Genomic DNA, 21112 nt, shown 5'->3' on the forward strand with positions numbered 1-21112 from the left:
TAATCTCTCTTTCATAAAAAATCTATTGAAAAAGGATGAAATCCAATATTCAGCATTTCTAAAAAAAGCTCATTCTCATTGTATTCTCTGTTAGAGCGGCAACATTCTCAATAGTAGCCAGTCTTCTTTGAACATGACGGATCAGCCGTTGAGTAGTGGAAATTTACTAACAGAACTCCTTATTGTAGAATATTCTTAAGTAACAAGGGGGGAACTGACATGGTTAAAAAAAATGTTGACATCGTCGTATACGGAGCGGAACAGCTTTGCCCAAGCTGTGTGAATCTGCCATCATCAAGGGAAACGTTTGAATGGTTGGAAGCGGCCGTAAGCAGAAAATTTCCTAATCAGGAATTTCAAATCTCATATGTTGATATTTATAATCCACCAGAGGATGAAGTGAGAAAGGAATTCGCACAAAGGGTAGTAAACGAGGACATGTTTTACCCAGTTGTTTTGATTGAAGATGAGGTTGTGGGTGAAGGGAATCCACGTTTAAAAACGATATTTGCAACAATGGAGAAATATGGATATCGGGAAGAAGCAAGTTCTTAAGCATAGATAAAAGGCACTGTTCTTTTCGAGAACAGTGCCTTTAAAGACTTATCCTTTATGGTATTTATACATCCATAGAATTCCTGATTTTAATAGTCGTGCTACTCTCCCTGTAATAGGGCGATCAGCAACCAAACCAAATCCGTGTTTTTTACCGAGAGAACCAAGGACACCTTTTAGCTTGATAGTTGGCAGTTCGTCAGGGAGTTCTTGGTTATTCCAACGTTTTAATAAAATGTCGACGATTTGTTCTGCTTGACCTTCTGCAAGCTGTGCGCTTGGTGCGTGTGGGAGGCTGGCGCAATCACCAACGACATAGACATGCTCATTTCCAGGAATATTATGATGAGGAGTTAGGATAATGCGACCTTGACGATCTTTTTCGACGTTTATATTCTGGACAATTTTGTTTGGCTGAATGCCCGCAGTCCACACGATAATGTCACTTTGAATCGGCTCGTGATGATTATACAGAATCCCTTCTTCAACTCTTGTGATGTTGGAATTATTGACGATTTCAACATTATGGTTATCAAACCAATTTTCAACGTATGTGCTTAAACGAACAGGAAATGCGGAAAGAATATGATTTCCTCGATCAAAAAGTTTAATCTTTAAATCTGGCCGACTTTCATTGAGTTCACTAGCTAATTCAACTCCGCTTAAACCTGCACCGACAATGCTAACGACTGAACCTGGTGCTAGATTGTTAAGAGCCTGATATGTTTGGCGAGATTTTTCAATTGTTTGAATGCTGTAGGTGTACTCTTGTGCTCCAGGTACATTGTGATATTTATCCTCACAGCCTAACCCAATAACTAAATCATCATAAGAAATCGCTTCGCCGTCTTTTAGAAGAACCTTATTTTCCTGAAGATTGATTTCAGTAACCTCTCCATATTGAATGTTTAATCTTGGGTGTTCAGGGAAAGGAACGCGAATGTGTTGATCTGAGATGGTCCCTGCTGCAAGAGCATAATACTCTGTTTTAAGGCAGTGATACGGTGTGCGATCGATTAAGGTGATGGATATGTTTTCTGGCAGTTCATTTGGCAAGAGACGAGAAAGGATTCTCATACCCCCGTAACCTCCACCTAAAATCATTAGATTTTTCATTTTGAATATCCCCTTTATGCAACTCTATTGTTGAATTCTTGTTGAAGCCAAAATAAGTGCTAATTGAATGATCCATTTGATGTCAAACCTATTTGTCTATTAAAATCGAAGTTTCGATGTTAATAATAAGGAAACACTCAGGCTGTTGACAAACGCTCGCTTTCTTCGTTGCTCGCCTTGTCCGGTGCTCATTACCTCCATGGTAACTCCGCTCCTCTCAAGGCTTCGCTCCTCGAAAAACAAACGTTTTCAATCAGCCTGGAGGTGACTGATTTTATTTATTGACTTTGTCTATACTCTGGTAAACACTATAAAGTTCATTCAAAGTATAACGAAATTGTGACAAAATCACAACATATTCATGGCAAAATTTCGAATATTTTACTAAAATAATGATAGAAATAGTAATAAGGTTATCTAATAGATCGAATTAGTATGACACAAAAAAGTCAAAATGAGAGGAATTCCATGTGTTGGCAGGAATTTTGAGGTGAAATGATTGATTAGACCAATGATTGAATTTTGTATTAGCAATCTCGCGAGTGGTTCTCAAAAAGCAAGAGAGCTCCTGGAAAAGGACTCTAATTTAGATATTATCGAATATGGTTGTCTAAATTATTGTGGAAAATGTGCAGCTTTCCACTATGCGTTAGTTGAGGGTACAGTCGTCACAGGGGAAACACCGGAACAACTGGTGGAGAATATTTATCAATATTTAGAAGAACAGATGCTGATCTAAATAATCATATATAAGGGAGCAAGGCCCTTGTTAATTGAAGAGAAGAACTGGGATATCGCGAAATTAATGATGTTTACAGCGTTTAATGAGGACTACACTCTATGTTCTCCAAAAGATGAATGAAGGGGAGCTTTAGCGGGGATGGTATGGTCCTCATTGAACACTTGTTGAAAAACTAACCCAGAGAATGCCTGAGGCTCTATTTTTATCGTAAATTTTTAAACATTGGCTGCTTTTTGCATTTCGCGTATTTCGTGCCAGCGTTCTTTCGCCATTTCGACAGTGGTTGCTTCAGTTGTATTTTTCTGGTTCTCAATCACTTTTGAAAAATACTTGGTGGCTTGGTCAATATTATTAGTCCGTCTTGATAATTCTCCTATTAAATAGAACATGCGCACTTCTGTTACCTGTGTTCCTTTATAATCATCTGTTGTGTAGGATTCCACATATTCGTTTAAAGCCAAGTTCGTAAAGCGCAATTCTTGTTCATTATTTTCTAATTCACGATAGAGCCACGCAAGTCTCATATATAACCCAGCAAGATTAATATGCTTTTCTTTTTTTAACGTGCCACAGTATGATGCAAGCTTAAGTGTGTGGATCGCTTGTTGTACATTACGTTCACCGCCAAAATCCTGCGAAACCCATTCATTGCACACTTTTTCCGTTATTACTTCTTTGCTTCCAGGTGCAAAAAACGGAAGAAAGTCATCGGAGAATGAAAATCCGCAATGTGGGCAAACCTTCACGTAGTAATACAACGGATTGACGCCATCAGTTGAATAGATCGGCCGAAAGTCAGTGTCGTATTTTACCATCCTAACAAAACGGGAGCGAGCTTTCTTTGAGGTAAAACTATTGTTACACATAAGGCATTCGTAATTTTTATCATATAATGGAAGTAATTCTGCTGTCAAAGCCCTTCACCCTTTCTACATGTGAAAATTCTAACATGTCTACATTATATCGTATTTTTTATTGATGAATGCACTGAAATCTATACTACTTTCTACTCAATTTCGCCATCAGCTTCCATAAAAAAACAGTGATTAAGCAAGCAGGCTAGTTGAGGAACGGTGAAATGCTGTATATACTAAGTAGTAAGAAGGGCAAGAATGAAAGTATTACTTGCTAACTTTTTTATCCAAAAGAATAGGAGGGAAATTGATGGATGTAGTAACTATTACAGAAGCTGCTGCTTTGCAAATAAAGGATATGATGAAAGAAAATGAGGAAGAAGGAGCTTATCTCCGCGTTGCTATCCAAGGTGGCGGTTGCAGTGGTTTGTCGTATGGCATGGGTTTTGCCCATGAAGTTGAAGAGGGGGACACTCAATTTGAACAGCATGGAATTCAGATTTTAGTTGACAAAGAGAGTGCTCCAGCTTTAAAAGGGACGAAAATTGATTATAAGCAATCGTTAATGGGTGGAGGCTTCACGATTGACAATCCAAACGCGATTGCTTCTTGTGGATGTGGCTCATCGTTCAGAACAGCTACGAATACAGGTACTCCGGAGAATTGTTAAGCTTTATTGAATAAAGACTGTCCACAATTGACCTTCTCAATCAAGATTTCGTTAATGAGAAGGTTTTTTTATTTTAAGGCTTTGTTAAATGTCCGTTTTGATTTTTGGCTCATTTTCTCATTATATTACCTTGGTTTCACATGAAATGAACTAAAAATTGTTGGATTCACAATATTTTTTACGATTAGCTGCAAAGCTGAGTAAAAGTGAGTGGCTTGTATTAAAACTTGCATGGAATGGTTGTTTTATTAAACAATGGGAAAACTCAATAAAAAAGCAAAGCCTCTCAAAGGAAGACCTTGCTCTTTTTAAATTATTTAAACATAGATGAACTATGAAGTGGTTGTGTTTTTGCTTTAGGGTCGATATAGGTTTTTGCATTGTTAATGGCAGTAGGTGCTTCGCCAAAGCCGCTTGCAATTAACTTAACTTTTCCGTCATATGTGCAGATGTCCCCTGCGGCATATATTCCAGGTATGTTTGTTTCCATTTTTGAATTGACAACAATTGAGTTCTTTTCGATTTCAAGCCCCCATTCTTTAATTGGGCCTAAGGAAGAAACAAAGCCGTAATTACAGATGACTGCATCGACATCTAAAGTTACTTTTTCGTCTCCATTTGCTTCTTGAAGAACTACTTGTTTAATGCCGCTTACATCCCCGATTAATTCGGCAGGTACATAAGGAGTTTTAATATCAACCTTCGAATTATGTAGATTTTCAACGCTATGCTCATGGGCTCGAAATTTATCACGTCTGTGTACAATTGATACTTTTTCTGCTATTGGTTCTAACATTAAAGCCCAGTCGACTGCAGAATCGCCGCCTCCGAAAACAACGACTTTTTTTCCTGCAAATTGGTTGAGATCATCAATAAAATAATGAAGATTTTTCCCTTCATACTCGGTAGCGTTTTCAAGCTCGAGTCGACGAGGTTGGAAAGCACCATTACCAGCTGTGATAATAACCGTTTTCGTATAATGAATTTCTTTGTTTGTTGTAAGCTTAAAAACATCGTCATCTTGTTTTTCGATTTTTTCAACAGACTGCTCTAGGATGATGGTTTGATCAAATTTAGACATTTGTTCTTTTAAGTTATCAACTAACTCTTGTGCGCGAACTTTTGGAAAACCAGCAACATCATATATGTATTTTTCAGGATATAAAGCAGAAAGCTGTCCACCAAGTTGAGGTAGGCTTTCGATTATTTTAACAGTTGCTTGTCTCATACCCCCGTAGAAAGCTGTGAATAATCCAATGGGTCCACCACCGATGATCGTTATATCATAAATTTTTTGATCCTCTTTCATTCCAAATCCCCCCAGGTTGAATAGTACGATTACCAACTTATATATTACCATAAATAAATTGAAACTTACATCTGTCTCTGTCATTCTCGCAGTTTCATGGGAAAATTAACGTGGTGTATACGAAAAAAGTCTCGGATGAGAAGGTTTTTTTTATGATTTTTCCGAAGATTTATAACATAAGGACTATAAATATATCTTCTTTTTAAGCATATTTAACTTGAAAAACAAAATAAAAAAGAATATCATGTAATTTAGATAATATGTTAACATTCTGTGACAATTTTTTAACATTTTTTTGTCTACATTCGTGAAGAATATCACAATCTTTTTTCTTGATATATACTATTATAATTAGCGAATGTGGTGAAGATATATAAGAGTATGCAGAGAAGAGAGAAAAAAATTCTAACAAAAAGGTGGAAGTGATCACTTTGAAAAAGCAAAAAATCGTTATTTTAGGCGCCGGATATGGCGGATTAATGACCGCAACGAAATTACAAAAGGCGGTTGGAGTGAATGAAGTCGATATTCAACTTGTGAACAAGCATGATTATCATTATGAAACGACTTGGTTGCATGAAGCATCTGCTGGAACATTGCACCATGACCGAGTTCGTTATGATATTAAAGATGTCATTGATCGCAATAAAGTAGAATTTATTAAAGGTACAGTTGAACAAATAAATACTGCTGAGAAAAAGGTTATTTTACAAGAAGGAGAGCTGCCGTACGATTATTTGGTCATCGCGGTTGGTTCTGAGGCAGAAACTTTTGGAATTAAAGGTTTGAAGGAACATGCATTTTCGATCGTCAATGTGAACGCAGCACGTCAAATTCGAGAGCATATTGAATACCAATTTGCGACATATAATAATGAAAAAGAGAAAAAAGACGAGCGTTTAACGATTGTAGTTGGCGGAGCTGGATTCACAGGCATTGAGTTTCTTGGAGAACTAGCTAATCGTGTGCCGGAATTATGCCGTGAATACGATATCGATCCTCATAAAGTAAAAATTATTTGTGTAGAGGCTGCTCCAACTGTTTTACCAGGCTTTGACCCAGAGCTTGTAAATTATGCAGTTGCACAGTTGGAGAAAAAAGGTGTTACCTTCATGATCGGTACTGCTGTTAAGGAAGCTACTGAGAATGGAATTATTGTTGGGAAAGGCGAAGATGAGGTCGAAGAAATTAAAGCTGGAACGGTTGTATGGGCTGCTGGAGTTAGAGGAAACTCACTTATTGAAAAATCCGGCTTCGAAGCGATGCGTGGCCGTGTAAAGGTGCAGCCAGATTTACGGGCACCAGGTCATGATGATGTCTTTATCATTGGCGATTCATCTTTAGTTATTAATGAAGAAATCAATCGCCCATATCCTCCGACAGCGCAAATTGCGATGCAGCAAGGTGTGACATGTGCGAAGAACCTTGTCGCACTCATTCGTGGCAAGGAAGAACTTGAGACATTTACACCAGACATTAAAGGAACGGTTTGTTCATTAGGGGAAGATGATGCAATTGGTGTAGCCTTTGGTAAGAAAATGACTGGCGGCACTGCTTCATTTATGAAAAAAGTGATCGATAATCGTTCTCTCTACATGATTGGCGGACCTTCTTTAGTGTTGAAAAAAGGAAAATTTAATATTCTTTAATAAATGAATCAATTTCATAATTGTGCTTCTCAACTTAAAAAACGAATGAATTTAACTCTAAACAATAAAAATATTAGAATTTTAGAGTGGAGTCGAATGAATAATGCTAGAATTGTTCGTTTTTTAATTTACCTTTGTACATTGTGAAACCGACTCAAATGAAAAAATCATAAAAAAGCAATGAGACAGCTGCAGACAAGCTCTATGAAAAGAGTTCATGTCTACAGCTGTTTTTGTTTGAGCACTTTTTAATTGTTGGAGCGTGGTTGTATCGTTTTGGAACTTCAGCTAAAGCACTTTTTGCTCATAATCATCTTTTTCATTGACGGGCAAAAGGACATTCAGTACACTTATGTTGATATTAAGGAGGCTTGTATTCAATGCAAATTACGATTGTTACTTTGCCGATTTCCATGCTGTTATTTTTTGTTTTATTTTTTGGAATCGGTTTTATTTTGAATATGCTTTTACGAATGACTTGGATTATGGCTGTAGTTTATCCCGTCATTACGATATTTATCGTTGATGATGTGCGATTTATCGAATATTTTACTAATAGTAAAACAGCTTTCAGTGAATTAATGACTGGATTTGCTAACCTTGCTTTATCTGATTTATTAATTTTGGGTAGTGGACTAGCAGGTGCCATTGTAGCTGGTATCGTCATCCGGATTTTACGTAAAAAAGGCTATCAGATGTTTTAAAGTCTTTCGAGTGTCAAGTGAAATGCCAATAAGTTCGAAATAGCATTTAAGTAGTAACATGCTCCCCTTAAAGTAGACAGGTTTAAAAATCTGTCCTCTTATGGGGAGCATCTTTCGTAAATGACGTTAGAGAGAAGAACAGTTAGTGTAGCTTAAAACAAAAAAATGATTCTCTCCACATGCAACTGCAATTAAAAACCGTGATTTTGAAAAGTGATTGATCAAAATGACGGTTTTTTGTTTGATTGAATATATATTTTTTTATCTACTGCTCAATAAATATTTCTCTAGTAAACGGTCCAAGATATTCTCAATTATAGGTTCTGACTTTATGAAACAAGCAATTGCATTATGAGAGGCTTTCTATTCCTTTTTTGCCCACTCCGGCCGCTGTAGGCTGCAAAGAACCTCCAGCTCTTTTTCTCGTAAATTACAATACGAACTAACCGTATGTAAGTCGTTATCGACATACCCTGGATGACACATGACTTCAATTGAATCACTCTTACTTTCTTTGAGTCGTTCAAAAATATCTTTAGAGACTCCAGGACCATAAAAATCTAAGTACAGTTCATTTGTTAAAAGGATATCCTTATGGACAGATAAAGTGTCAACTTTTCTAACTGGTACCTGGAACTCATTTGCCAGTTTAACGACAACATCCTTAAGTGGCTCCCAGCTGTGGATATGATGGTGACTATCGATGTGATGAAGCTCAAGTCCTGTGTTTAAAAATGCTTCAATCTGCGTTTTCCATTCAAGCTCAACTTGATCTACATTCGGTGCCTCAGATTGTGCATACGTATTACGATATTTGAAAAAACCATCCTTGTTTATTAAGTCAGGAACCTCTGTACTTAATGGCTTTCCCCAAGTGAGTACAAGGTGGATTCCTACCTTCAAAGAAGGAGTTTTTTTCGCAGCAAGAACGGCATGCTCTACTGCCAATCCATTCATCATTAAAGTCGTAGAATCGACAACACCATCTATATGGCTTTTGATGATTCCGTCATTGATTCCTTTTGTTAAACCAAAATCGTCTGCATTAAATAATACTTTCATTTGGATCCCCCCATTTTTGTGGAACAGAATTTGAACAAACGATTTTTGGCTCATTTCGTATCTGGCTTTGGTTTCACACGCCCTTTACGTATAACTGAAAGGTCAGCGAGGAAATGAACCAAAAATTAATACCAACATAGAACAAGGCTCAAAATATAATCATTTAATCTTGAGGGTAGAAACGCTCAATCACAAAGTTTGTTTTATCTCCTCGAAAATAGGATCGTGAATATTCAACTTTTTCGCCTTTTTCATTCTCTGCAATGGTTTCAATGTAAAAACACGGAGAATCAGGCTGGCATTTTAAATGAGCACAAGTACGTTCATCGGCAAGTGTGATTTCCATTTGTTCTGTCGTTTTTGCAATATGAACGCCGAATACATCTTTAAAAGCTCCATATAATGAAGTTTCAGCATGCTCTTTCGTGATGCCCGGTGCTACCGTCCATGGAATATAGGCAATTTCAAATTGTGTTGGTTCTCCATCGACCTTCCTCACTCTTTCAATTCGTTGAATCGGATCATTTAGTTCTACCTCCAGCTTGTTCAAAAGTAACTCATTTGCCGGTATTACATTGATAGTAACGAGTGTGATTTCAGCTTTCTTTCCTTGTACAGCGACTTGATCTTTGTATTTTTTAAAGGTATGTGACAATGTTTGACTAACTTTTTGATCAGCAACATAGGTACCTTTTCCTTGATGTCGTTCTAGATAGCCTTCTAATGTCAGTTGATTAAGGGCAGTTCGTACAGTGGTTCTACTGACATTAAATTCTTCGCATAATTCAAGTTCCGTAGGGATTTGTTCTCCCTTCTTGTATTTTTCCGACTTGATTCGATCAAGCAGTTCATCTTTTATGTAGGCGTGTAATGACTGATTTTTATCCATATGGTAAACCCCTTCAAGTATTCTATGGTTTGAGTTTACAAGATAATACAATCATTCGCAATTGTTAATACAAATTTTGAACTTGTATTAATTGTATGATGGTGAGCTTCGCTTATTAATACATGATAGCGCAGCATTCTCAATTTTATATGTACCGACAATATATGATAAGATATAACAAATTTTTATTTAAATAAAAAGGTTATATACAAATTTTAAATTGTATGATATATTTTTGTAAAAGATCCTATTTTTAAAAATTCACTCAACATTAAATAAAAGTCAAATACAGATAAGGAGCTCGTCGTTATGTCTCTAAAGTTAGTTGTTGTTGGTGGAGGTTCGAGCTATACACCGGAAATAATAGAAGGGATTATCCGCCGTCATGAAACATTCCCTGTTAGCGAAATTGTTCTAGTTGATATAGAAATGGGAAAGAAAAAGCTTGAGGTTGTCGGGAATTTGGCATTGAGAATGATTGAGAAGTCTGCTAAACCTATTCAATTGTCATGGACATTAAATCAAAAAGAGGCGCTTGAAAATGCTGATTTTGTCTCAACTCAAATCCGTGTAGGCGGATTGGAAGCGAGAGCGAAGGATGAACGGATTCCTTTAAGTCATGGCTTTATCGGACAAGAAACAAATGGAGCAGGAGGCATATTTAAAGCATTTCGTACAATTCCGGTCTTAATGGAGCTTGCGCAAAATGTCCATACCATCTGTCCAGAAGCGTGGATCATTAATTTTACAAACCCAGCCGGCATTGTAACAGAAGCTTTATTAAAGCATTCCCCTCATAAGAAAATTATTGGAGTTTGTAATATTCCGTATAATATGCGGCATTCAACAGCGGAAATTTTGAACTCCTCACCACAAGAAGTTCAAATCGAATTTGTTGGCATGAATCATTTTGTGTTTGGAAAAAAAGTTCTTGTAGAGGGAATTGATCGGACAGAAGAGATACTGAAGATAATTTGTCATGATGATTTTGGTTATTCTCCAGCGAATATTGTCAATCTTGGTTGGACTAAAACATTTATCGAATCATTAAAGATGCTTCCAAATCCCTATCATCAATATTATTTTCAAACAAAAGAGGTTTTAGAAAAGGATATCAACGCATTTAAAGAACATGGAACAAGAGCAGAAACAGTTCAAAGGCTAGAAGAATCGCTGTTGAATTTATATAGTGATCCCAATTTACGTGACAAGCCGAAGGAGCTTGAAAAAAGAGGCGGTGCTTTTTACAGTGATGTGGCATGTAGCTTAATGGAATCCATTTACAACAATCGAGGTGACATTCAGACTGTGAATACGTTCAATCAGGGTGCCATACCAGATCTACCCCCTGATGCAGTAATTGAAGTAAATAGTGTCATTACTAGAGAAGGACCGAAACCTCTTGCGATCGGAGTTTTACCTCCTGCGATTAAAGGGATCATTCATTATATGAAAGCTTTTGAAGAACAGGTGATTCGAGCTGCTTTGTCAGGCGATTATCATGAAGCGTATATTGCATTAGTGATGAATCCGTTAGTTTCAGACGAAAAAATGGCAAAAGTGCTCCTTGATGAACTATTGGATGCCCACAAAGCTTTTTTACCACAATTTCAATAGAAAATAAAATTATGTAAATCTAAGTTTTATAGATTTCTAATTAAATCCTTCCTAAATGAAGGATCTCCTTTATGAAACTTTTGTAAGCGGTTTAATTATTGAGTTTCGTACGTTTGAACTGATTAAGGGCCTTTTGGCAGCTTGAAGGGGGAGATGCGATGAATCATAAAATAAGCAAGACGTAAATGAACATCTCTGCTTTTACACCGTATATGGAGTGAACCCGATTTTTAAAAATTCCTTATAGGGAGGTATTTTAATGCAATTTTTGATAGCATGGTTAGAAAAATATTTTCTACCACTTGCCGGCAAAATAGGGGGTCAGAAGCATCTTATTGCTTTGAGGGATGCCTTTATTGGAACACTTCCGGCAACGATGGCTGGTTCTGTCGCAGTTATGCTTAACGCTCTTTTAAGAGATTTGCCTCCACAATTCTTTGACGGTTATGATGGAAATAATATACCAGTCATTAGAGAAATAATTGCGGTTAACGGTTATGTCTGGAATGGAACGCTTGCGATTGCCGGTTTGATCTTTGTATTCTCATGGGGTTACAACATTGCCAAAGCATACGGAGTCAATGAGTTATCCGGAGGAATCGTTTCCACAGCCGCTTCCATTGCTGGGATTACCTTTTCCTTCTCCGGTGGAATTACCGGTTTGAATTTAGATGCGGCCACTGTGGAGGCAATAAATGCAGCAGGCTGGTCTGCGACTACTGAAGGGATTACAGCGGCAGGCTGGGGCTGGCTCCCATTGAATAATTTGGATGCCAATTTCTTCTTTACGGCGATGATCATTGGCTTTATCGCCACAATGATCTATGTGAAATTGATGTTAAGGGATATTACCATTAAGTTGCCAGACTCTGTTCCACCAGCCATTTCGAAAGCCTTTGCCTCGATCATTCCGGCAACTGTAGCTTTATATGTTGTTGCTATTTTCTATTTTGTATTCTCCAAGATCGTACCGGATATGACGTTTTTACAATGGCTGCAAAAAACAGTTGCACAACCGCTTCTTGGTCTGTCTCAAGGATTCGGAGCCGTCGTCCTCGTTGCTCTTTTCGTGCAATTGTTCTGGTTCTTCGGAATCCATGGACCGAACGTGCTTGCGCCAATCTTAGAGGGTGTTTTCGGTGTAGCTCAATTGGAGAATGTCAACTTATTCCAACAAGGTGGAGTTGATTTAGTCCTTTCTGAAGGATATATGTGGGTTCGCGGCTCCTTTGACGCCTATGCATGGTATGGCGGTTCAGGCGGAACAATTGTTTTGATTATCGCACTTCTTCTTTTCTCGAAACGGAAGGATTATCGGACCGTTGCCAATTTATCTGTCGGACCAGGAATTTTCAACATTAATGAACCAATCATGTTTGGATTGCCAATTGTATTGAACCCGATTATGTTCATTCCATTCTTACTTACGCCAGTTGTATCGGTTTCGATTGGATATTGGGCGACGATGTGGGGATTGGTTGCTCCAGTTTCTCAGCAAGTGGTATGGGTTACTCCGCCATTCTTACTGTCCTTCTTGGCCACAGGGGCGGACTGGCGCGCTCCAATTGTTACATTGGTTGCGATGCTCGTATCATTTCTCATTTGGATCCCGTTTGTCATTGCAGCAAATAAGATGGCTCCTGATGCAGGACAGGATGATAAAATTATTGCAGATTTAGAGCATGATAACAAATCTGTATAAAAGTGAAAAAATTATGAGGGGCTGCTTCCATAGTGAAGTGGCTCATCCCTCTTTTCATCATAAGGAAAGGAATAAAAAAATGATTGAGATTAGTGCAGGTGTACATCAAGATAAAATTATCGAACTACTAAACAATTATAATGAGGATGGAATTGAATTTACCTTTAATGAAAAAAAAGGGATCAACTTATATTTTTCCACAAACATAGAAGATTTGGAAAAGGCAGCAAGTGTAGCGAAGTCGGTTATTAAAAAGCAACCGTGGGGCTCAGTGCTTTATTTCCGTTCTTCTCCTCTTTCATAAAAAAATGTTCATTTTATATTATAATGGAACAAAGCAATGTCAGTATTCACAAATGAAAAAATGTAAGGTTGCAGAGGAAAATGCCGGAGGAGTTTTGCTATGAAAACTACGGTTTTATAAAAAGGATGATTGACGTGGTGAAAAGAGGGCTATTTCTTCTCAGTATTGGTTGCCTCCTATTTTTATTTAGCGCAAATGCTAAAACGGGGGAGTACGAAATTTTTAATTTGACTACTGCACTCGTTTTAGTAATAGTCGGTGCAATTATGGCTTTACAGGGAAAGAAGAGAAATAATACTCAAAAAGATTAGGTGAATCTGATGGAATTAGTAAAAAAAATGAATGTACCAGTTGAGTTTCTTTACGAGACGATTTTAAAATCGGTTTTATCAGATATCCATTCTCAAACGGGAAAAAAATTATCGGAAAAACAATTACAAGGATTCGAATACGAAAAGACATTTTCAAAACATGCAAAGGCTACCATTCGGATCGAAGAAATCATGAAAAATGAATTTTATCAGTATCGTACAACCAGTAATAAACAAGATTTTTTAGTAACCTATAAGCTTCGACCTTTAGAAAATGGTAGTTGTGAATTACACTATATCGAAAAAATGGAGTCTTTTGGCTATCTTCAGAAATTAAATGATGTCCTTATCGGCCTCATCTGGTCTCCGTTAAAAAAAAGACGATTTAAAGAAATGCTAAACCAAATAGAAGCTACCCATGTAAAAGAGAGCACCGGGGCGTGAAGAGGTTATTTTTATAGCTTTTTTAGTGAGACTGTCTCATTTCTGCATAACTAATCGATGTCTGAAACAAAGTCTTCACACGAGAAAGCTAAAAAACGTTTGGCAACAATTTTGATATCAATGCTTCTAGTTAAAGGGAGAATGGCGGGAATTCAAGCTAAGACCGATAGGAGGAGAGAAACGATGAAAACGATTATGTTGGTTTGTTCAGCGGGGATGAGTACAAGTCTGTTAGTAACAAAAATGCAAAAGGCGGCAGAGTCTCAAAATATTGAAGCAGATATCTTTGCTGTTTCAGCTTCCGAAGTTGATGAGAATTTAGCTAAGAAAAACGTGGATGTTTTATTATTAGGACCACAAGTCCGTTATATGAAAGCTCAATTTGAAAAAAAGCTTCAGGATAAAAATATCCCGGTTGATTCAATTAATATGCAATATTATGGGATGATGAACGGTGAAAAGGTTCTAGAGGAAGCACTGAATTTAATAAAAAATAAATGAGACGATTTTTTATGGAGAAATTTATCCGTTTTCAAAAAAATAAGGAACTATTGATATTCGTTTACAAGCTAAAATTTTGAAAATCCGTCGAGTGAACATGACCCTATGGTTTGTACCTGACTTTAAGATATTAGATTAATCTATCGCTTTTACATTGCAACTTGAAGGGTGTGTCAAGAAAATGGTCGATGAAACGTTAGAAATGATTGCTTTCCAGATTATTAGTAATGTCGGTTCAGCAAAAAGTATTGCCATGGAAGCTCTTTATGCAGCGAAGGAAGGGGATTTTGTTCTAGCTGAAGAAAAATTAGTGGAATCAAAAAAATATTTAGTTGAAGGACATAAAATTCACACTTCCTTAATTCAAAGAGAAGCTGCAGGAAACAAGGTTGAGTTTTCTATGCTTTTTATGCATGCTGAAGACCAATTAATGAGTACTGAAACCATTTCTGAATTAGTTAAAGAAATGATTGAAATGTATAAAAGGTTCGGTAAATAATGCTGACAGCTCTTATGGAAGATAATAACTTGATGCTTTACTGAAAAGTCGAGAAAAGGACCTTCTCTTTTTAAAGGGAGGTCTTTTTTTGTTTGTTTTTTTAAGGACCTATCTCGCTTAGCCCGTTCAGACCGAATACACCTCTCATTCACTCGGGAATAAAGGAAGAAATGAAATGTAACAGCAATTTAGCCTAAGATTACGTTGTTGCTGAGTTACTGGAAAATAAGTGGATATTTAAATTGAATATTCTAATATTTTAACAAGAATCACTCTTTCTCATGAATAATTCATTCCAACTTGGGAAATGAATAGATTTGGGAGGAGTGAAAAAATAGAATGTTTCATTTTAAAAAATGGACAAGAAGAAGTTTGATGACAATATTATTTTGTGCAGCAATAATGACAACATATCAGGGAATTTCTGGAGTTGAAGCTAGAGCTTTACCAACATATTTCAATGGTGAAGACGAGCATTATGAAGAAACAAGCTCTCATAGAGAACATAAATTAAAGCCAATGGAGGTTGCTTTTAAATTTCTTAAAAGAGTAACCAATCTAGATTTAAAGATTTCATCGAGTGAAAAGGTATCAGGGACAGTGCCCACGTTAGAGGAAGCAATCGATTGGACTCAATATCCAAGTAAAGAAGTAGTAGCTACTGGATACACTGCCGGATATGAATCGACAGGAAAAGGACCCGATCATCCCCAGTTTGGAATTACGTATTCTGGTGTAAAAGTAACTCGTGATTTATATTCAACAGTCGCTGCTGATTTAAATGTGTTTCCAATTGGTACAATTCTTTTTATTCCCGGATACGGCTATGGGGTCGTGGCAGATAAAGGTGGTGCCATAAAGGGAAACAAGGTTGATTTGTACTACGAAACGGTAGAAGATGTTTACCGCGAGTGGGGGAAAAAGAAAGTTGAAGTTTACGTGATCGAAAAAGGAAATGGAAAGCTGACAGAGGAAGAATTAAGAGCACTAAATGAAAATGAGTCGATGCAAGTATTCCGTCAACAATTTAACCAATCAAAAAGTCAATAAATGAGGGCAGCGCACGAAGCCGAAAAAGAATCGAAATGTATTGAACCCCCAGGAATCACCACTTTAAATGGTGGTGATTCCTGGGGGTTCTTTTTTGAGTTATTTCGTCATCAAAGATGGATTAAGTAGTGTAAAATTAATGTAAGGATGATCCCTGTCAATCCTCCAAAAAAGACTTCAATTGGTTTATGCCCAAGTAATTCTTTCAGTTCTTTACGTTTCTCTTGATCGGGCTTATGGGGCCAATCTTTCGCTTCCTCAATAAATCTGTTGAAATCAGCAACAAGCTGGTTTAACACGATTGCTTGTTCTCCAGCTTGTCTGCGTACACCTGTTGCATCGAACATTGTGATAATGGCAAAAATGGCTGAAACAGCAAAAACGGAAGATTGCATTCCCGCTTCAAGTGCCACTCCAGTAGATAATGCAGTAACGGCTGCGGAGTGGGAGCTAGGCATACCACCAGTGCTTGTCAGCAAAGACCAGTCTAATTTTTTTGTGACAGCAAAATGAATTGGCACTTTGACAAATTGTGCGAATAGGATTGCTGCTAATGCAGCCCAAAATGAGAAATTGACAAATAGCTCCATGCTGTAACCACCTTTGTTGATCATAATAAGGTCTATTGTTTACTATTATAAGTCTGCTCCATACAATTTTTTTGTAAGCTATAAAATGAGAGGAGTATGTATATTGAAAGAGTATCCACTTGAGTATTATCAGTTTTTTGTACACTTTAACGAAGGTGATTACTATACCTGTCATGATTTACTCGAAGATATGTGGATGACAGAGAAATCAAATTTATTCTTAAAAGGGTTATTACAAATGAGTGTCGCCATTTATCATTATGAGTATGGAAACGTCAAAGGTGCTCGTTTAATGATGATGGCTGCTCATGAATATTTACAGCGTTACCGTCCAAAATATTGGGGCCTTGACCTTGAAAAAGTATATCAGTTTATAGAGGAGTGTCTTATTATTATACCACAACATATCGATCGAGTTTCATTTTCTAATGTGGATTCCTTACCTGTGTTGCCTAAGCTTCTGTTGTACCTGGAGGAAGATGAATAGCAATAAGTCGAAAGAAAAAGTGATATCGATTATAATGAATACATATTCTTGGAGGTGACCACATGTTTGAGGTAAAAAATGAAATACAATTTCAAGATTCGTTTGAGTGTATAATAATTGGAGTTTTAGATAAACCTGAAAAATTTTCAGGCTCGTTGTCTAAGTTAGATGAGTTATTCGCAGGACAATTAACAGAGCTAGTGAAGAGTGGCGACATATCAGCGAAAAAGAAAAGCATTTCAAAGATACATACATTTGGTAAAATTGGTGCAAAAAGATTAATCTTCGTCGGGTTAGGTAAAGAGAAAGAATTAACATTGGAATTGCTACGAGAATCGTTCGGAAAAGCATTTAAGGAAATCCAAGCTTCGAAATTGACTGAGGCGGCGATTTATCTCGATACATTTGTTACAGAAGCGATCGAATCTGTAGATGCTGTCCATGTTTTAAGTGAGGCATTGCCGTTAGCAACCTATGAATTCGAAGGATATAAACAAAAGTCGAATGAACCAAAGAAAGAAATAGAGAAAGTCATCTTCTTGAGTGAGGACGATGCTGATGAAATTCAGGCGGCTGCAACCGTTGGCTATGTGTACGGGAAGAGCACCAATTCAGCTCGCACATTGGTAAATACTCCGGGTAATTTATTGACGGCAACTGATATGGCCAATTACGCTAAAGAGCTTGGTGAAAAATATCATTTCGAAGTAGAGATATTAGAAAAAGAGGATATGCTAAAGCTTGGAATGGGAGCCCTTTTAGCAGTTAATCAAGGCTCTGATGAACCGCCTAAAATGATTGTTTTAAAGTATCAAGGCAAGGATGAGTGGTCGGATGTGATCGGCCTTGTAGGAAAAGGGATAACATTTGATACTGGCGGCTACTCCATTAAACCGAAGGATGGCATTGTCGGAATGAAATCAGATATGGGTGGAGCGGCCGCTGTTTTAGGTGCGATGGAAATTATCGGAGAATTGCGTCCAGAACAAAACGTCGTTGCTGTCATTCCATCCACTGACAATATGATCAGCGGCAAAGCTTTTAAGCCGGATGATGTGATTACCTCAATGAGCGGGAAAACGATTGAGGTATTAAACACAGATGCTGAAGGCCGACTTGTTCTTGCTGACGCTGTCACTTATGCAAAGCATCATGGAGCCGAATATTTAGTCGATGTGGCCACATTAACAGGTGGCGTTATTGTCGCTCTGGGAGTGAACACAACAGGTGCATTGACAAATGATGAAGCTTGGTTTGAACAAGTGCTTGAAGCGTCATACGAAGCAGGTGAACCGATCTGGCGCTTACCGTTATTTGCAAAAGATATTGAGAGAGTTCGCGATAGTAAAATTGCCGATTTGAATAATTCACCCGGACGTGAAGGGCATGCAATCATGGGCGGTGCTTTTGTTGGTGAATTTGCAGAAGGAACACCTTGGGTCCATCTAGATATTGCTGGAACGGCGACAACAAGAAATCCGTCTGATGTAGGACCAGCAGGAGCTACAGGTGTGATGGTACGTACGCTAGCACTTCTTGTTGAAAGATTCGAAAAAAATTAAATAAATTACGGCAGGAAATTTTCTCTCGTATTCAGGCTGTAGACAAACTCGAAAAAGTCGTGTGATTGTCTACGGTCTTTTTGTCGTTTAGGAAGTTTTCACTAATGCCTAGCTTTAAGCGGTCAAAATTCCCATTTCTCCGCTAAGTCAAAGATGGTACGTCGATGAACATATATAGATTTCACCTACGCAGGAGCAATTCGAACTGAAGTGTGCGAAAAGGCTTGGCACTTTTTAGCAAAAAAGTATTGTAAAAAAATTTGACACCTATAATCTACTATGCTATTTTATTACATGTATTTTAATTCTCTACCAATTTATCAGACTAAAGCATCGAGGGGAGAACATGTAATGAATGCGGTAGTGTTGGCAGTTTCCATTATGTTAATTTTAAGTTTAGTAAGGGTCAACGTCGTTTTAGCGCTCACTATTGGCGCACTCGTTGGAGGGCTAACGGGAGGGCTGACTTTAAATGAAACGATAGAAGTGTTCTCCGGTGGGCTTGGGGGAAGTGCAGAGGTAGCACTTAGCTATGCGTTATTAGGCGGTTTTGCGGTGGCCTTATCGAGCACTGGACTTCCAAACTTATTGGTGGATCGGGTGCTAGGAATCATCAAAAAAGGCGGAGACTCTGGAAAAAAATATTCTAAAGTGTTGATTGTTATTTTGATTTTAGTGCTGGCATGTTTATCACAAAACCTAGTTCCAATTCATATCGCTTTTATTCCAATCCTTATACCGTCTCTCTTAAAAATAATGAATGAATTAAAAATAGATAGAAGATTAATTGCTTCGGTTTTAACTTTTGGTTTAACTGCTCCATATATTTTACTTCCAATTGGTTTCGGAAAAATATTTCAGGATATCATTGCCGTGAATATGGCCGATAGTGGTATGGCGGTCAATTTAAGTGATATTCCTGTTGCTATGCTAATACCGACAACAGGGCTTGTTGCTGGCTTGCTTTTCGCTATATTTGTTTCATATCGTAAGGCAAGAGTTTATGAAACAAAGGAGGTGGAAGTAACTGCAGAAGGTTCTTATTCAAAAAGCGGTATTGTGTTTGCGCTCATTTCCATCGTGGGAGCATTAGTCGTGCAGTTATTCCTCGATTCAATGATCTTTGGTGCATTAGCAGGGATTCTCATTTTATATATAAGTGGTGCCATGAAGTGGAAAGAAGCAGATCACCTTTTAACAGAGGGAATGAAAATGATGGCATTTATCGGCTTTGTGATGCTTTCAGCATTTGGGTTTGCCGACGTGCTGAAGGCAACGGGTCATGTTGCTGCTTTAGTGCATCAAGCCGCCGAATTAATTGGTGGGAGCCAGGCACTAGCGGCTCTTTTAATGCTAGTCGTTGGATTACTTGTAACGATGGGGATCGGTTCATCCTTTTCAACGATCCCGATCATTGCTACTATTTTTGTTCCGCTTGCGATGGAATTAGGGTTTAGTCCAATGGCCACGATTGCTCTAGTTGGGACAGCCGCTGCATTGGGTGATGCCGGTTCCCCAGCTTCGGATAGCACATTAGGACCAACAGCAGGACTAAATGTAGATGGTGGGCATAATCATATTTGGGATACTTGTGTCCCTACCTTCGTGCATTATAATATCCCTTTAATCATTTTTGGCTGGGTTGCTGTAATGATATTATAAAAATGAAAATCTTTTTAAATTCAAGCAAGTGAAAAGCTCACTTGCTTTTCTAATTTTTAATTGAAATTAGAAAGTTAAAAAGCTGAATTTTGCACGAGCATTATTTTTCTCATCCACTTAATCATTATTCCCGAGTTTTTTTTCGAGTTCATCCTATTCATATTTAACTTTCATAGGCAAGCGTTATGGTTAAGTATGCCTAAAGCCCACTCTTAATAGGGGATATTTGCATATGAAGTAGTGTAGGGAAGTTGCAATTTGAAGGAGGGAGTCGAATGTATCATTACTATAGAAATCCAGTCGCAAACGATCAGCGGTTTTTCTTTTTCGGTGCTCCATTTGTTGGAGGGTTGTTAGGCGGATTGGCTGGAGGATTGATTGGTGGAGCCTTCTATCCTCGTCCAAGACCATATCCTGTCCCATATGCCCCTGTGCCATATGGCTATGGCGGATTTGGAGGCTATGGAGGCTTTGGTGGATATTATGGTGGGCCACCGATTTATTAAGATTGAATAGGATCTGAAAGCTCTCTTTTGAAAAAGAGGGCCTTTTTCTTATGTTTCCGGAATTGTAGGGTGAAATTCCGGAATTAATGCAATTTTCCCGGAATTATATCTGCTTTTTCCGGAATTAAGCAGAAAAATTCCGGAATTAATCCCGATTTTTCCGGAATGCACCTTCGTGTAAGTACACACGATTTTTTGCTTGTTCTTATTACAGTTGATCAAAAGCTCCTATGTTGGAGAAGCTTTTAGGACAAAATTAGTAGTGATTAAGAAAGTGCTCTTTCCTGTTCGCGAATAGATGCGGGTACATCCGTGAATTTTTCAACT

The 21112-nt window shown here is 37.8% G+C and carries 23 protein-coding genes; 17 read left to right on the forward strand and 6 right to left on the reverse strand.

Annotation, left to right across the window (positions count from 1 at the left end):
- The first annotated feature begins 219 nt into the window (after positions 1 to 219).
- Entirely contained in the window at positions 220 to 555 is a 336-nt protein-coding gene (locus NST02_RS06515; RefSeq protein ID WP_095311336.1) for a YuzD family protein, read from the forward strand.
- Between the two features lie 48 nt (positions 556 to 603).
- Here the strand turns inward: NST02_RS06515 and NST02_RS06520 are convergent, their stop codons facing one another.
- Positions 604 to 1671, reverse strand: coding sequence for an NAD(P)/FAD-dependent oxidoreductase (locus tag NST02_RS06520; protein ID WP_095311334.1), 1068 nt, complete (start codon positions 1669 to 1671; stop codon positions 604 to 606).
- Positions 1672 to 2170: 499 nt separating this feature from the next.
- On the opposite strand from NST02_RS06520, the gene NST02_RS06525 reads away from it, so the two are divergent.
- Positions 2171 to 2410 carry a YuzB family protein gene (locus NST02_RS06525; protein ID WP_095311332.1) on the forward strand — a complete coding sequence of 80 codons (240 nt, stop codon included), beginning with the start codon at positions 2171 to 2173 and terminating at the stop codon, positions 2408 to 2410.
- Positions 2411 to 2628: 218 nt separating this feature from the next.
- Here NST02_RS06525 and NST02_RS06530 read toward each other — a convergent pair whose 3' ends face one another.
- Entirely contained in the window at positions 2629 to 3327 is a 699-nt protein-coding gene (locus tag NST02_RS06530; protein WP_280526666.1) for a DUF2225 domain-containing protein, read from the reverse strand.
- A gap of 247 nt (positions 3328 to 3574) precedes the next feature.
- On the opposite strand from NST02_RS06530, the gene NST02_RS06535 reads away from it, so the two are divergent.
- A complete protein-coding gene (locus NST02_RS06535) occupies positions 3575 to 3937 on the forward strand; it encodes a HesB/IscA family protein (protein ID WP_137743678.1) in 363 nt (120 codons plus the stop codon).
- A 313-nt stretch (positions 3938 to 4250) separates the two neighbouring features.
- Here NST02_RS06535 and NST02_RS06540 read toward each other — a convergent pair whose 3' ends face one another.
- Complete coding sequence (locus NST02_RS06540) at positions 4251 to 5246, reverse strand: NAD(P)/FAD-dependent oxidoreductase (protein ID WP_095311328.1); 996 nt, start codon at positions 5244 to 5246, stop codon at positions 4251 to 4253.
- Positions 5247 to 5677: 431 nt separating this feature from the next.
- Here NST02_RS06540 and NST02_RS06545 point away from each other — a divergent pair, with 431 nt between their 5' ends.
- Together NST02_RS06545 and NST02_RS06550 are read left to right on the forward strand one after the other, a co-directional pair.
- Entirely contained in the window at positions 5678 to 6895 is a 1218-nt protein-coding gene (locus NST02_RS06545) for an NAD(P)/FAD-dependent oxidoreductase (RefSeq protein ID WP_373315063.1), read from the forward strand.
- A 380-nt stretch (positions 6896 to 7275) separates the two neighbouring features.
- A complete protein-coding gene (locus NST02_RS06550; RefSeq protein WP_095311324.1) occupies positions 7276 to 7599 on the forward strand; it encodes a YuiB family protein in 324 nt (107 codons plus the stop codon).
- 363 nt (positions 7600 to 7962) lie between these two features.
- Here NST02_RS06550 and chbG read toward each other — a convergent pair whose 3' ends face one another.
- A complete protein-coding gene (gene chbG, locus NST02_RS06555; protein ID WP_212933611.1) occupies positions 7963 to 8661 on the reverse strand; it encodes a chitin disaccharide deacetylase in 699 nt (232 codons plus the stop codon).
- Positions 8662 to 8824: 163 nt separating this feature from the next.
- On the reverse strand, positions 8825 to 9550 hold the full coding sequence (locus NST02_RS06560) for a GntR family transcriptional regulator (protein ID WP_212933610.1): 726 nt from the start codon (positions 9548 to 9550) through the stop codon (positions 8825 to 8827).
- A 309-nt stretch (positions 9551 to 9859) separates the two neighbouring features.
- On the opposite strand from NST02_RS06560, the gene NST02_RS06565 reads away from it, so the two are divergent.
- The 8 genes from NST02_RS06565 (at position 9860) to NST02_RS06600 (ending at position 15978) form a co-directional block, all read left to right on the forward strand.
- Entirely contained in the window at positions 9860 to 11167 is a 1308-nt protein-coding gene (locus NST02_RS06565) for a 6-phospho-beta-glucosidase (protein WP_212933609.1), read from the forward strand.
- Positions 11168 to 11426: 259 nt separating this feature from the next.
- Complete coding sequence (locus tag NST02_RS06570; protein ID WP_212933608.1) at positions 11427 to 12869, forward strand: PTS sugar transporter subunit IIC; 1443 nt, start codon at positions 11427 to 11429, stop codon at positions 12867 to 12869.
- A gap of 79 nt (positions 12870 to 12948) precedes the next feature.
- Entirely contained in the window at positions 12949 to 13173 is a 225-nt protein-coding gene (locus NST02_RS06575) for a hypothetical protein (RefSeq protein ID WP_212933607.1), read from the forward strand.
- Between the two features lie 80 nt (positions 13174 to 13253).
- Positions 13254 to 13484: a hypothetical protein gene (locus tag NST02_RS06580; RefSeq protein ID WP_212933606.1), complete on the forward strand. Its 231-nt coding sequence runs from the start codon at positions 13254 to 13256 to the stop codon at positions 13482 to 13484.
- Positions 13485 to 13493: 9 nt separating this feature from the next.
- A complete protein-coding gene (locus NST02_RS06585) occupies positions 13494 to 13928 on the forward strand; it encodes a DUF3284 domain-containing protein (RefSeq protein WP_340948500.1) in 435 nt (144 codons plus the stop codon).
- 183 nt (positions 13929 to 14111) lie between these two features.
- Positions 14112 to 14429 carry a PTS sugar transporter subunit IIB gene (locus tag NST02_RS06590; protein WP_095311310.1) on the forward strand — a complete coding sequence of 106 codons (318 nt, stop codon included), beginning with the start codon at positions 14112 to 14114 and terminating at the stop codon, positions 14427 to 14429.
- 181 nt (positions 14430 to 14610) lie between these two features.
- Positions 14611 to 14928 carry a PTS lactose/cellobiose transporter subunit IIA gene (locus tag NST02_RS06595; protein WP_095311308.1) on the forward strand — a complete coding sequence of 106 codons (318 nt, stop codon included), beginning with the start codon at positions 14611 to 14613 and terminating at the stop codon, positions 14926 to 14928.
- 339 nt (positions 14929 to 15267) lie between these two features.
- On the forward strand, positions 15268 to 15978 hold the full coding sequence (locus tag NST02_RS06600; protein ID WP_212933604.1) for a 3D domain-containing protein: 711 nt from the start codon (positions 15268 to 15270) through the stop codon (positions 15976 to 15978).
- Between the two features lie 110 nt (positions 15979 to 16088).
- Here the strand turns inward: NST02_RS06600 and NST02_RS06605 are convergent, their stop codons facing one another.
- Positions 16089 to 16568, reverse strand: a complete 480-nt coding sequence (locus tag NST02_RS06605) for a divergent PAP2 family protein (protein ID WP_095311304.1) — start codon at positions 16566 to 16568, stop codon at positions 16089 to 16091.
- Between the two features lie 103 nt (positions 16569 to 16671).
- Between NST02_RS06605 and NST02_RS06610 the strand changes: the two genes are divergently transcribed.
- The 4 genes from NST02_RS06610 to NST02_RS06625 all read left to right on the forward strand — a co-directional run bounded on the left by NST02_RS06610 (position 16672) and on the right by NST02_RS06625 (position 20785).
- A complete protein-coding gene (locus tag NST02_RS06610; protein WP_212933603.1) occupies positions 16672 to 17055 on the forward strand; it encodes a DUF309 domain-containing protein in 384 nt (127 codons plus the stop codon).
- Positions 17056 to 17117: 62 nt separating this feature from the next.
- The gene (locus NST02_RS06615; protein ID WP_340948502.1) at positions 17118 to 18617 is read left to right on the forward strand and encodes a leucyl aminopeptidase; all 1500 of its coding nucleotides are present in this window, start codon (positions 17118 to 17120) and stop codon (positions 18615 to 18617) included.
- A gap of 351 nt (positions 18618 to 18968) precedes the next feature.
- The gene (locus NST02_RS06620) at positions 18969 to 20279 is read left to right on the forward strand and encodes a Na+/H+ antiporter family protein (protein WP_340948504.1); all 1311 of its coding nucleotides are present in this window, start codon (positions 18969 to 18971) and stop codon (positions 20277 to 20279) included.
- Between the two features lie 275 nt (positions 20280 to 20554).
- On the forward strand, positions 20555 to 20785 hold the full coding sequence (locus NST02_RS06625; protein ID WP_095311297.1) for a hypothetical protein: 231 nt from the start codon (positions 20555 to 20557) through the stop codon (positions 20783 to 20785).
- Positions 20786 to 21112 lie beyond the last annotated feature (327 nt).

Source organism: Robertmurraya sp. FSL W8-0741 (assembly GCF_038004005.1).
Taxonomy (GTDB): domain Bacteria; phylum Bacillota; class Bacilli; order Bacillales; family Cytobacillaceae; genus Robertmurraya; species Robertmurraya siralis.

Coding starts and splice junctions, on each gene's coding strand:
- NST02_RS06515 (WP_095311336.1), top strand. CDS start 220: ATGGTTAAAAAAAATGTTGACATCGTCGTATACGGAGCGGAACAGCTT.
- NST02_RS06520 (WP_095311334.1), bottom strand. CDS start 1,671: ATGAAAAATCTAATGATTTTAGGTGGAGGTTACGGGGGTATGAGAATC.
- NST02_RS06540 (WP_095311328.1), bottom strand. CDS start 5,246: ATGAAAGAGGATCAAAAAATTTATGATATAACGATCATCGGTGGTGGA.
- NST02_RS06550 (WP_095311324.1), top strand. CDS start 7,276: ATGCAAATTACGATTGTTACTTTGCCGATTTCCATGCTGTTATTTTTT.
- chbG (WP_212933611.1), bottom strand. CDS start 8,661: ATGAAAGTATTATTTAATGCAGACGATTTTGGTTTAACAAAAGGAATC.
- NST02_RS06560 (WP_212933610.1), bottom strand. CDS start 9,550: ATGGATAAAAATCAGTCATTACACGCCTACATAAAAGATGAACTGCTT.
- NST02_RS06565 (WP_212933609.1), top strand. CDS start 9,860: ATGTCTCTAAAGTTAGTTGTTGTTGGTGGAGGTTCGAGCTATACACCG.
- NST02_RS06570 (WP_212933608.1), top strand. CDS start 11,427: ATGCAATTTTTGATAGCATGGTTAGAAAAATATTTTCTACCACTTGCC.
- NST02_RS06575 (WP_212933607.1), top strand. CDS start 12,949: ATGATTGAGATTAGTGCAGGTGTACATCAAGATAAAATTATCGAACTA.
- NST02_RS06580 (WP_212933606.1), top strand. CDS start 13,254: ATGCCGGAGGAGTTTTGCTATGAAAACTACGGTTTTATAAAAAGGATG.
- NST02_RS06585 (WP_340948500.1), top strand. CDS start 13,494: ATGGAATTAGTAAAAAAAATGAATGTACCAGTTGAGTTTCTTTACGAG.
- NST02_RS06590 (WP_095311310.1), top strand. CDS start 14,112: ATGAAAACGATTATGTTGGTTTGTTCAGCGGGGATGAGTACAAGTCTG.
- NST02_RS06595 (WP_095311308.1), top strand. CDS start 14,611: ATGGTCGATGAAACGTTAGAAATGATTGCTTTCCAGATTATTAGTAAT.
- NST02_RS06600 (WP_212933604.1), top strand. CDS start 15,268: ATGTTTCATTTTAAAAAATGGACAAGAAGAAGTTTGATGACAATATTA.
- NST02_RS06605 (WP_095311304.1), bottom strand. CDS start 16,568: ATGGAGCTATTTGTCAATTTCTCATTTTGGGCTGCATTAGCAGCAATC.
- NST02_RS06615 (WP_340948502.1), top strand. CDS start 17,118: ATGTTTGAGGTAAAAAATGAAATACAATTTCAAGATTCGTTTGAGTGT.
- NST02_RS06620 (WP_340948504.1), top strand. CDS start 18,969: ATGAATGCGGTAGTGTTGGCAGTTTCCATTATGTTAATTTTAAGTTTA.
- NST02_RS06625 (WP_095311297.1), top strand. CDS start 20,555: ATGTATCATTACTATAGAAATCCAGTCGCAAACGATCAGCGGTTTTTC.